The sequence below is a fragment of the Enterococcus sp. E5-37 genome, assembly GCF_035726925.1.
In the GTDB taxonomy this organism is placed as follows: domain Bacteria; phylum Bacillota; class Bacilli; order Lactobacillales; family Enterococcaceae; genus Enterococcus_B; species Enterococcus_B faecium.
Window position 1 is genome coordinate 1 of the sequence record NZ_JAPMLG010000015.1, and the last position, 12552, is coordinate 12552.

9 protein-coding genes and 2 pseudogenes are annotated in these 12552 nt (G+C 31.4%); 1 reads left to right on the forward strand and 10 read right to left on the reverse strand.

Annotated elements, in window-relative coordinates:
• Positions 1-116 (reverse strand): annotated as a pseudogene (locus OS138_RS11105) (IS30 family transposase); the annotation flags it as partial.
• A 779-nt stretch (positions 117-895) separates the two neighbouring features.
• On the opposite strand from OS138_RS11105, the gene OS138_RS11110 reads away from it, so the two are divergent.
• The gene (locus tag OS138_RS11110; protein ID WP_325070130.1) at positions 896-1585 is read left to right on the forward strand and encodes a CPBP family intramembrane glutamic endopeptidase; all 690 of its coding nucleotides are present in this window, start codon (positions 896-898) and stop codon (positions 1583-1585) included.
• Between the two features lie 269 nt (positions 1586-1854).
• Here OS138_RS11110 and OS138_RS11115 read toward each other — a convergent pair whose 3' ends face one another.
• From OS138_RS11115 to OS138_RS11155, 9 genes and pseudogenes are all read right to left on the reverse strand, one after another.
• Positions 1855-2808 (reverse strand): SPFH domain-containing protein, encoded by a 954-nt coding sequence (locus OS138_RS11115; protein ID WP_002299849.1) that lies wholly within the window; start codon positions 2806-2808, stop codon positions 1855-1857.
• Entirely contained in the window at positions 2796-3029 is a 234-nt protein-coding gene (locus OS138_RS11120; protein ID WP_002299851.1) for a hypothetical protein, read from the reverse strand. The genes OS138_RS11115 and OS138_RS11120 overlap by 13 nt, the downstream gene beginning before the upstream one ends.
• 142 nt (positions 3030-3171) lie before the next feature.
• Positions 3172-5238 carry a pectate lyase-like adhesive domain-containing protein gene (locus tag OS138_RS11125; RefSeq protein WP_325070117.1) on the reverse strand — a complete coding sequence of 689 codons (2067 nt, stop codon included), beginning with the start codon at positions 5236-5238 and terminating at the stop codon, positions 3172-3174.
• 39 nt (positions 5239-5277) lie between these two features.
• The gene (locus OS138_RS11130; protein ID WP_325070118.1) at positions 5278-7371 is read right to left on the reverse strand and encodes a hypothetical protein; all 2094 of its coding nucleotides are present in this window, start codon (positions 7369-7371) and stop codon (positions 5278-5280) included.
• Positions 7361-7684, reverse strand: coding sequence for an LPXTG cell wall anchor domain-containing protein (locus OS138_RS11135; protein ID WP_113808955.1), 324 nt, complete (start codon positions 7682-7684; stop codon positions 7361-7363). Before OS138_RS11135 ends, OS138_RS11130 begins: the two co-directional genes overlap by 11 nt.
• 139 nt (positions 7685-7823) lie before the next feature.
• Entirely contained in the window at positions 7824-8858 is a 1035-nt protein-coding gene (locus OS138_RS11140; RefSeq protein ID WP_010728423.1) for a DUF916 and DUF3324 domain-containing protein, read from the reverse strand.
• Complete coding sequence (locus OS138_RS11145; RefSeq protein WP_325070119.1) at positions 8845-9522, reverse strand: WxL domain-containing protein; 678 nt, start codon at positions 9520-9522, stop codon at positions 8845-8847. Before OS138_RS11145 ends, OS138_RS11140 begins: the two co-directional genes overlap by 14 nt.
• Positions 9523-9780: 258 nt before the next feature.
• Entirely contained in the window at positions 9781-11277 is a 1497-nt protein-coding gene (locus OS138_RS11150; protein WP_325070120.1) for a helix-turn-helix domain-containing protein, read from the reverse strand.
• A 780-nt stretch (positions 11278-12057) separates the two neighbouring features.
• Positions 12058-12410: pseudogene (locus OS138_RS11155) on the reverse strand (DUF7006 family protein).
• Between the last annotated feature and the right edge of the window lie 142 nt (positions 12411-12552).

A 12552-nucleotide genomic window follows, 5' to 3' on the forward strand; every position in this document is an offset into this window, starting at 1 on the left:
TAAATTGTTTGGCGTCCACGTTTAAGCTGCTTCGCAACGATAGCAACCGGAGTTTCTTGATGAAAATATGCTTCTATCATTACAAGCTCGTTTGGTGTAAGATGGGTATAAGTCATTTATGTTCACTCTCCTTGTATGCTTTAGCGGGTATTACAATTTGAGTGTAACATAAATGGCTTTTTTATTTGTCTCGCTTAATTATACAAACGGCGTCTTTAAATAAAAAATATTCTCTTAGCGGTTGTTGAGACAGCTTTTCATAATGATTTCGTACTATCATTTTTCTTCTTTATTTACTTTATAAACGGTCTTTATTTATCTGCCTTAGTCACCTGCTCTGAAAGTAATCAGCTTTCACTTAATTTTTAAGGATGTACTTTAATCATTTTGCTTTCGAAGATTACTATGGACGGAGAAAAAGTGATTTTTCATTAAAAAACAACTAATTACAGGTTTAAACCAAGTTTCTCAAGTGATAGTATTTATGTCAAATACTACTAACATACACAAATTCTATGGTCGGCCAAATCTTCTATTTAGCGATCCTAAAACATTATAAAAATGTACCTATATTTATGAAAGGTAAAATAAATTTATTAAATTATCATTATACTTAGTCTTTTTATATATGTTTTTTAACTATAAATCATATATTAGAGGGATTTCTTTACTAAATAAGTGTGTTCCATTAGAATAAAGTAAAAAAGGAGATTTATTTTATGAGGATTATTAAAAAAACAATTGATGTTTTAGTCCCCCCGTTCTGAGTTTTTTTATTGCTTTTTTTGGTTTGTTTATTTCAAGCTATTTAGAGTCCATTTTTTATGAACAGTTATTTCCAAATTTACAAGGAAATCTATTTGTTAGCCTAATAATGGATGTATTCTTTTTTTTGATGATTAGTTTCCTTTTTATCCTTCTAACTAAAATAATTTATAAAGATATACGTATACTAGGTTTCTCCAAAAAGAATTTTTTTAAAAACTTTTTCTTTGGGTACCTTACTGGAGCTTTTATAATTACTTTTATTGTAGCTGGCTATGTCCTAGTCGGTGGTGCTGATTTTCAAGAGGTTTTTTCGAAATCTTCTTGGACTAAATTACTAATAAGCATAGTGTTTTATCTAGCACAAGGATCACAAGAAGAAGTAATTAGCCGAGGTTTCGTATTAGGTGGAATTGCTAAAAAAACTAATCTTTTATGGGGAGTTATAGTAAGTAGTTTATTTTTTATGTTAATGCATCTTAGCAATACTGGAGGATTCACTCTAGAGTTATTAGATTATTTTTTGATCGGTATGGTTTGGGCTTTACTAAGAATTCTATTTTCTAACACCTGGGTAGCCGCAGCCTCTCATGGAGCCTATAACTTTTTTATGTCTGACTTTTTTGGTTTGGCTAATTCTACTCAAGATAGCGAAGGTATACTTTTCCAAACTATCTATCATAGCTCAATTGATTATATGAGTATAATTGTTTCTTTATTTGTTTTAATCATACTAGTTATATTGATATGGCGCAAAAGAGATATCTTTAATAAGCCATTACAATTGGAGCGAAATATTTTCTCAAAAAGTAATCTATGAAATTAAGGTTAGTATCAATTTGATAACGATAGGAAATGTTGATCGAAAAATCCAAAAAGTATTATATTGCAAAAATTCTCCCTCCTAAGTTAATAGTTAAACTAACTTTTGAGAGGGAGAATTGTATCTATTACTTTTTGACAATATAAAACAGGATAGTGAATTTTCTCTAACTATGAAATCCAAGGTTACGTATCACTAACCTTTTCAGTAACAATGTAAGTAAGATAAAGGTTTATACTATTTTAAAATATAAATGCAATTCATAATTAATTTTCTTTTATTTGTTTCTCCCATAACTGTTTTGCTACAGGGATATTGCCTAATTCCGTCATGTTAGAAGGTAATATAATTGTATTTGTTTGACTAGAAACTACCTCTTTAAATGCTTCTATTCCTAAATAAGATAAGGATATCTCATCGAGTTGACTATTTTTGATTGCTTCATTTAAGATTATTATTCTTTTTTTCTCTGCTTCAGTAATTTTTTCAATACGATCAGCTTCTGCCTCTGCGTCAATACGAATACGCTTTGCTCTTGCTTCTGCGTCAATTTGGGTTTGTTGTGCCCTTGCTTGTGCATCAATGGTCATTTTAGATGCATTAGCTTCAGCATTAAGTACCGCAGATGATTTCTCACCTTCTGCACGAGTAATCATTGATTCTTTGTCTCTTGAAGCTGTTATCAATTTGTTCATTGATTCAACAATTTCTTTAGATACTTTTATTTCCCCAATATTAATTCGATCGATTGCCAAACCATAGCCAGAAGTAATATCTTTAATTGAAGCAAACAAAGAGGCGTTAATTTCTTCAGTACCATTCAATACTTCATTTAGCTCCATTTTCCCGATAATTCCACGCAAATTCGATTGCGCATCTTGGATCATTGATACTACGGAATTTTCATTATCATAAACAAATGCTCGTACATCTGTAACATGATATTTGATAGCTTCGTCAATCTCAACCATTACATTATCTTTTGTAATAGCACTTTGAGGTTCTATTTCTAAAGGAATCTGTTTTAGCGATACTCTTTCTCGAACAGTATATAGTACTGGAATAAGAAAATGTAATCCTGGTTCCAGAATTTTCACATATTTCCCAAAACTTTCTACTACTTTTACTTCCCCTTGACGTACAACGACTGCCGTACTAGTCAATAACCATATAAGAAAAGCTGCAACAATTACTCCAACGATTATTTTCACAACCAACATTCTATATACCCTCTTCCATTTTCAAATAAACTATTATTCACTCTTGTAAGAAGCACACCGGACTGAACATCTATGATTTCTAGCATAGCATCTTTTTCAGGGACCCCTTCTATTACACGGTATTCTGTATAAGTACCATAGATACGAACAATTCCTAAAAATTGATTAGTAGCTGATCGAAAGTACTTTCCAATAACCTTGTTTTCTAAATAATATGTCATACTCTCCTCCTTTTCCTTTATTATATATCAAATACCTCCCAAAACTTATTTTTCTTATATAAATATTTTATTTAAAAATCTATATTATTAGGCTTAGGATTAAAATGAATAAGAAAGTAAAAAAGATGTTACTTTATATTTTTTAACTTGGTGCGACAATAAATGTCCACGTTAGTTCCCCTTCATACATGCCAATTTTATCTGAAGGATGTAAAGATAGATACATGTGTTTATCTAAACTAAATTCCTTATTACCTTTTCCTTCAGCAACTATTTGGTCTTGATCATTAATAGTTATTTTTTTATTTCCCTTATTAAAGAGTATACGATTAAAAAGCTGCTCTTTTTTTTCATTTATTAATCGCTGATCCTCTTTCACTGATAGCTTCCATGTACTATCTTTAAGTAAACTGTTATCTGTTATATCTATACTTTGTGAGTCACTGGCAGTAATCAATTTGTCGACAGGAGGAATCTCTTGTTTCCCGAAATTAATAGCATTAGGAATTGAAATAGAAGGTCCCACATATTTTACAACTGTACTATTTTCGGAATATAACCCATCTATACTAGCCACTACATCTATTACTGTACCTGCTTTTTGTCTAGGGATAGATAATTGATAAATCCCATTACCGTCAACTTTTCCACTAGTTATTAAGCGATTATTAATCTTTGCTTCTATATGTGCATTCGGTTCTGCCGTACCCTTAACCTCAGTACTTTCATTTGTCAGTTCTTCTATAGTAGTTGGAGCTATCTCTTTTCTTTTCACATAGTCTCCTCCAGCTATCGTCCCGACATCCCCCGAATCAAAACTTTTTTGAAAATCTATGTTGTTAGATATCACGTTTGTAGTATGCTGAGCAGGCACGTACGTATCTAAAATAAATGAAGCCGTCAAAGGGCCTTTATAGGTTTTATCAGGATCTTCCGATAAAGAACTACCTACCTTCCAAGTATCTATTCCTTTAGAAGAAGAGAGACTTACTGAAGTTTTTTGCGTCCAAGCGCCTAAAGCGTTTCCTTTCCTGTTAGAAATCAAGAAATTAGAACCCTTTAATAACTCTAGCTTATTCCCTGTTTGTACCGTTGATTGATACCCTTCAGAAGTAACTTCCAAATTAGCTTGTTTTTTTACCACGATGCTACCATTACATAGCAGAATAGCTTCTTCATCTGTACCTTTTGAATATGCCTTTAGCGTAGCTCCTTCTTGTAAATTCATTTCTCCACCAGTAGCATCACTTCTAATAGCAGAATTAGTTTGGGAACTTATTTGCACATTGCCAGCAATGTTGATGGCTCCATTAGGCTTATACATGTACAAACCTAGTCCCGTAGCATTCATGATTAAATTTGAACCTTCTTCTATATTGATTCCGTCTCCTGTATAGATAGCATTAGTGCCAGAAGTGTCATTAAAATAAACGTTTGCTTGCTTGTTTATGTTTATGTGCTTTCCCTGAAATACTTCTTCCGCAGTTGCCGTAGCCTCTATTTCTCCCTCTAAATTAGCTGTTCCAGCACTTAGATAAATAAACTGATAACCTGTTGAAGAAACATTAGTATAATCTACTGTGACACCAGGATATTCTGACCAAAATAAAGGATAAATAGGTTGATTGGTTAATTTAATATCGCTGATTTTACAATTAGCATTTTTTAAAGCTATGCCAATGCTTTGAAAATTCATGTCAATAATATGACCATTTCCGTAAATGTCCTTATTACTAGAAAAGTTAAACGACTCAAGTATCTTAATATCTTTATCCAAATAAATCGTATGAATATTTTTATTCAACAAAGCATCTTTGAATTCTTTATAATTACTTACTTTCACACTAGAATTTTCTTTTGAATCTTTAATACTCTCGCTATCGTCTGAAGGCATAGATTCACGACTATCCGATTTTTCAGAGTTTTGTTTTCCTTCTACTTTATTAATAGACTCTGAAGTTGGATCAGTCTCCTCTTTAGAGCCGCTTATTGTTTTGTTATTATTGGAATCTGATATTTCATTCTGGTTATTATCAGAATTTACTACTTGTTCTTTACCTTTCTTAGTTGGAAAGGAGGAATCTGAAATAGAAGAGTCGGGCTGGATATCTTCAGAACATACTATTATTGGTTCCATAACACAGATAAGTGTCAGCATAAAAACAATAGATATACCTAATAAAAATTCTTTTTTTAGTAAATGCCACATGTTTTCCCTCCGTTTTTCCTCATCCAGCCCACCCTTATTTTAATTTGGCGCATCTTCAAAATTCCATTTTAATATACCACTGTAGATGCCTACATTATCCGAAGGCTGTAGTTTCAAATGCAGTTTATCAGATAGATCGACTTTTGCATTCCCGCTATCTTGCCAAATAATTTGTTCCGTAGAATTTAGATGAACTTCTTTTCCTTCATACGTAGTAAAAGACAATCGGTCATTAAGTTTGTTACCTTGGCTATTCATTAATGGGGTTTCTTCAGACAGTTTAATGGTCCATAAGCTCTTATCTAATTTGCTATTGTCTTCTACTTTAAAAATATTTCCTTCTTCTAGCGAAGAAACAGTATTCATGGATGGTATTTCTTTCACCCCAAAATTAATATCTTCAGGAAGTGTGAGTTGGGGACTTGGTTCTGTTTGAATCGTTCTTACTTCCTCTTGAGAAACACGGCCTTCTTCATCTTTTAAATAAAATGAGACTTGTTGACCCAACCATTTTTCTGGTGCTTTAAAATGGAAAGTACGATTCTTTACTGTTTCAGCCGCTTCAGAGTATTTTTCCAAAGTTATTTCTTCTTTCCCACATTTAGCCATCAAATAAATCTTTTCGTTAGCTTTATGTGAAAAATTAAACGTAATTTCTCTATCTTTAGTGAAGCGAGATACGTATAAGGGATCTTCTTTATCTAGTAATTCAAATTGTATTGGCTCGCCTTTCTTATACCTATGAACAATCGTCTGTTCATCTGGTAAATAAACCCCTACATCTTCCTTCTCATTTTTTATAGGATAATAATCTTTTATTTCAGGATAATCTTTTGAAACATCATATGGAGTTGTGATAATTCCCTCTTTGACTGAAGGCGATTGTAAGATATTATCTTTCTCATCAAGAAAAGGAATGATTATTTTACCTTTGTAATTTACAGAACTTTTCCCTGATTGTTCTCCTAGTGGTTGATCATTGAGCAATGTCTTTATGTCGAATGATAATGGTAACTTTTCATCTTTAAGCAGACCGATGTCTACAGGATAATCCATTCCTTTCCAGTTTAGTTTAATATCATATAGCAGTACCGTGTCATATAAACGTTTGTCATTTAAATTGTTTATCACTAAAGCGACATTGCCGTTTGGTTCATTGCTTATTTTAAACAAGTCTGTTAAATCATCACCATTGAGATTAGTTACTTTTGCTTCCTTAAAAGAATATTGATGGGTAGAATAAATTTTTTGTAAATTAAAACATAACTCCATCGATTTATTTTTTTCCCATTTTTCTATATTAGGAATCGTTTGCTGTGTGCTTAAATAAATGTCCTGATTTGCTTTCTCAAATGAAGAATCTACTCCGTAAGCTACAGGAAACTCTGGTTCAGCTAAGAAGTCAGTGACATAACCTAACGATGAAGTGGTGGCATCATTATTGTGGACAATAAATTTCACTTTATTAATAGGATTGGTAGTTAGTTCTAGATTTTGTCTAGGATCACGCCGCGGAATCCCTCTCGTTATATTTTTAAAATATACCCAATAATCGTCTGTTCCACCATCCCAAACGTCGTACAAAATATGAGTAGGATTATTAGCATACAATCCCTTGATCAAAGTACTTGGAGATAGAAAACCGATATACTTATTAGGATTTAATCCGTAATAATTAAAAGCTGTTTCTACTGTTACTGGCGTATTGTTCTGATTTAAAAATTCATAGGTTACCATCATTTCACCATCAATATCAATACCTAGAAAATAACCTTTCGAGAAGTAGATAGACCCCCCAGCTAAATTCCCCTTATTTCTTTCTATAGTAACTTTTAAATTAATCTGTTCACCATGATAATATCCTACATTTTTAACTAGGCAACTACTTACGTTAGTATTTCTATCCACTGTTAGAATTTCACCACGGACGTTCCCAGAGAGTGGTATCACCTCAGTTTGTTGCCCATGATGCATGATAAACGTATTATTAGCTGGCGTTTTAGCCTGATTTGCCCAGTGAAAGTATCCTAACTGAGTTAAAGGACGTGGCGCAGCTTCTACCTTTTTAGATGTTAAAAATAGTAGTCCACTAAAAATAAGTAACAACAATGTTAAACTTTTACTATTTTTCATTTTTTCTCCTCATCACCATTTGTTTTTTTAAATAGTAAAATAACGCAACACTTAATACTAAACTTATACCTATTAGACTGCTAAAAAAGTTTTGTTTATCATTTGTTTTAGGTAACAATTGGTTATATTCTTTTGGCGCAATCTGATCTAGCTTATCAGGTACAACTATTTTTTTCATAGGTACTACCTTATTAGTAGACTGGTAAAAAGTAATTCCTACTCTACTAGTTGTTTGATCATCAGCTGATGCAGACACTGGGATTGCTGCCCCAATCAGCAATCCCAGACAAATAATTGTTAAAATTTTTTTCATTTTTGTCTCCTTTCTACATCTTTTATACAATCATTTTTATAGAAAGTTATCCAAATCATCTATTATATATATGAATTATTCACACATTTTTTAAGATCGTTCCCCCACTTCACAATCTTAAAAAATGATTCAAATACTTTTATGGATTTTTTCGTCGTAACTTAGTAATATACCCAATTAAACTGATGATAATAATCAAACAAAGAACTAAAAGAATATAGAATAAAGAATGATCATTATTTTCTTTATTTACTTCCACTGCATCTTTGTTGAGCGTTTCGTCCTCTCCTTTGATTACGAATTCTTTATAGAGTGTCCATTTTTTACCTGAATCATCCTTTAACTGAATACTTAATTCATAGGTTCCTTTTTTCAGTGGCTCATTATTCAAATTAAAAGGAATCTGAAATTGTGTGCGTGGTGCAAAAGACACTTTTTGGTTGAATTCATGTAACGCTTCTTTTTCCCCTTTTTTCTTGATAACTGCATGTAGATCCATTTTGCTTTTAAGTACAGGCTCTGAATTTTCTAAATTGGCAAAAAGAGTCAAATAGCCATTCTCTAACCCGGGTTTAGCCTTCGTTAAAGCAAATCCTGGTTCCACTTTTTTATCTGAACAAACCAGCTTTACACCGATTGTATATGCAAACTTATTCTTTAGACTAAAACCTTCATTTTTTTCTTCTTTTCCTTTTGTATCTTCATAGCAATAAAATCCTCCTAAAATGGTTCCTTCAAAACCTTTCTCTGGGATTTTCAATTGAAAGGTCACATCACGTTCCTCAGAAGGTTTCAATGTGATCGTCTGTGATTTAGAAATTAAATCTTGGAATACAGGTTTTCCCAATAACTTAGCCTCATGGTTAGAATAATCGATTGCTCCATTTTTATTAGTACAAGCATTATTGGCCTCTACCACTACTTTTATTTGTTTGGCAGTAGTGTTTTTCAATTTTAGTGATAAATCTTGTGTGGCGCCAGGTGTCACCTTTAGATCATAATAACTTGCTTCTGACTGCTGGTTATCTGGTAAAATGGCTTGTGCATCAAAAGATACCTTGTTTGAATCTGCGAATATGTTTGTAGACAAATAGAATAAAGCAAAGAATACTATACCAACAAAAAAGAGGGGAAAGCTTCTTCCCCACCCTTTTTGAACATTATGCTGGAGCATCAGACAACACCCAAGTCAAATCAGCTGTATAGCTTTGTGCTTCTACTCCAGCTCGTGGTACATGAAGCTTCACGCTTTCATTATGTCCATCTTCTCCTTCAAAAACTGCAGCAAAAGCTCCAGCTCCCTGTCCTTCTTTAGCAAGCATTACGTCTTGATAAGCTTCATTTAAATCAAATGTTTGATTGGCTAATTTAGGAGCTTCAGAAGTATTGTCTTTAGTTACTACTTGACCATTTGTCAAAGACATCTTCGCTCCAGTTAATTTTTTCCCATTTTTTCCAATAAATGGAGAAATGGTAACTCCCAATGTCCAGCCTTTTGCTCCGCCACGAGTATCGTTTACTTGTACATGCGGTTTTTTATTCAATGCATAGTAATCCGTATCTCCCTGTTGGATTTCTTGTTTACCAAATGTGATATTAGATGCAAATGGAATCGATAAAGAACCAACGTCTCCTGTACTTGGATCATCATCGTGCGTATCATCTGGCACAACTGGTGTGACATCTGTTCCAGATCCTTCCGTCAAAGTAACGTCTGTTTTGTTCGTAATACTTTTTTTGTTGGGTTCTGCTGGCACTGTATCTGCTGATGCAATAATTCCTGAAGCAGTTACTGCTAACAAACCTAACGCAGCAGTTGTGATCATTGTTTTCTTCATTTTATAATTCCTCCTAAATAATAATAGATCTAATTTGATCCAAAATAATTTTGACACGTCCAGTACTTTTTATCTAGTTCAACTATTTTCCCAAATAAAGAAAAAATTAGAAAACAAATGAGATAATTCAATCAAAAAGGGACTGTGACATGTAGTGTCACAGTCCCTTTTTCCGAATAAACAGTGTTCTCTTGCCAACTCCTCGGTATTAGCTCAAAAAACGACAAAATATGAAAAACTATTTTTCCGTTTGTTTCTCTAATACTCAGGACAAAACGCTGATTTCACAACCTCTTTTTCTTTTTTCAATTGATAAATCGTTTTCTCGAACAAACGCCAGTTTCTTTCGGTAGGTATATTTTTCATTAATAGTAATGGCGTTTTTCCAGTGTTGATGTAGTAATTAGAAATAACCAAATCTACTTCAGTTATATTTGTCCTGTAATCATAAAAAGCAAAAACATAAGAATGCCCAAAATACAGATTAATTTTATTCATTAACCATAACCGATGCGTATGGTGTAAATCATCTTGTATTAAAATCTTAATCGGTTTAACATTTGTTAAAAATAAATCATAATAATCTAACACATAATAATAATCCAAAAATAATTGTGCCCAGTTTTCTAATTTCTTTGATACGTCCAAATCCGCATTTGCTTGTAATTCTTTTTTGAGTTTTTCCATTATGTGATAAGTTCGAGGTTCTTCTTCTTTCATTTCTTCGATATACGAACGATTAAAAAAAAGATCTGGATTACCATAAAATAGATAACTTCTTTCATGAAATGCAATAAAATTGAATATGAGTTCTGGCTCCTTTATATCTAAAGAAAAACGGAACATGCTTTGTAAAACTTTCTCCAAATTCTCAACTGCTCGATAAGAACAAGTATTTTGTCGCTGATGTGCATATGCATGACTATTTTCATATATTGCATTTCCATCAATTACTCCAAAAGAATAAATTATTCGATAAAGGAAACACAGTTCATCGCTGTTAAAAGAAAGATTGATTTGTTTTGACCACTTCTTCAAAAGATTAAAATGCGGATCATCTGAGATAACTGATTTATATTCATTATCTACTCGTACTTTTCTAAATGAACTTCTTTCTATATTAATGGCTAACCAAAAAGAAAATACACGTTTTTGAAAAACAGTTAACGTAATATCATAAATCCCTTCAAAAGCAACTATATACTTTTCTATTTCCTTTTGTTCGATATGAAATGGCCATTTATCACTACTTTCTCGTGTAGAGTTCCAATAGAAATAATAAAAAAAGCTGCGGATATTTGCCTCTGATGCATCCAATTCTAACTGAAAGGGATGAAATGTTATATGATACCGTTGAAAATAGGGAGTTAATAGCTTTGCATACCTAAAAACAGTAGATATACTAGTAAATTGTTCTTTAGCGAAATCTTTTAGAACACTTCTAGGATATTTATACATAAAATCAATCAAATGATAATTATAAGAAGCTTTATAAAAATGAAGATAAATATTATAAATAGGAAAATCTTTCTCTTTTTTTATGAAAAAGCGTTTATTATCTTCATTTTTCAGAAGGATATTACCATTATATTGCTTAAATAAATCCTCTAGTTCTTCTATATAGTGTAAGACTGACTTCTCCGTAACATTAAGTAAATTTCTAAGTTCTTCCATTGCACACCAATTGTCTTTTTCTAACAAATAATCTAATAAAACTACTTTTTTGAAAGATGTTTTAGTTAAAAAAGTTTGCATCATTTCACCTCAATAAGTTACTTTTGTTTATTTTAATCAAAGAATAAACTTCTCTCGTTCGACTATAACTGATCGAACAAAAGAAGCCTTTTAATAAATATAATCTCACTTACATACATAGGCTAGTTATTTGCTTCTAGCTTATGATAAGTATATAAACGGATATCGATTTCATAATTGTTTTATCTTAAACATTATAGCTGTAATTGTTTTTATTTTTACATGAAGAATTATTATAATCTAGTTTAATTTTTTTCTGAAATATAGAATAAAAATAAAAACATCTTTTCATTTTGAGTTATTAACGGAGATGTAAATGATTAACAATATGTAATTTAATTTTTTATTCCTGCATTAAGATAATTTGATTGTTAAATAAAAACAAACGTAAATTCGTTATTTTAATTCCTATTTATCGTGAACATATCCAATTTTTCTCACATAGATATTTGTATAAACATTTTATGAATGCGCTTGTATTTAATTTAGAAAGTGTTACTATCTATTTAGGCAAATTTTTGCTAATATTTTGTTTTTTCATTTACCATCTGTAGAAATCATTTAATGATTTCTATCTTCTCCTTCCAACTTTTCTGATGATGCATCATGAATTAACAGTGCATTATCCATCTTTTCCATGTTAAAAGAACTAAGAATCAAGATAACGTCTTGATTCTTAGTTCTTTTATTCCTTCTAGAAAATAATTGTTAGCAATATAGTTTATATTTGTAAATACTAAACCAGTAGCTTCTAGTTGCTTTCCTGCTTAATAGTTCATATTACTCAATGTAAAAAATAATTGATTGTGGACATTGCTCATCCACTTTATATCCACAACTTTCTTTATAATAGGTATGATAATCACTCTCTACCATATTAATTAACTCTTTTCCCCCGCAAAATTCTTCAATGTCTAAATTAATAAATTCCTCTAAAAGGGAAAGCTTAGAGTCAATCGAAAGCATTTTAGGTAACATAGTCCAAAAGTCATTATCATCGTTTTTACGTAGTGTATAATATGTTTGCTTTTCTAGATTTAATACATAATTATATGCATCATAATCTCCCTTTTTTTCAAAAAATTTTTCATATTTAAAAATCTACTCACAAATTTTTTCTTGAAACTATTCATTTTCTCACCTCTATTTATTCTTTTTCTTGCCCATAGCATAACTTTTGAATAGAGTAACTAAATTCAAAAGCTATTATAGTATAAAAATACACTTTTTGTTGTTCAAATTTTTCACCTAATTTGTGCAGTAATTTTGAACTCT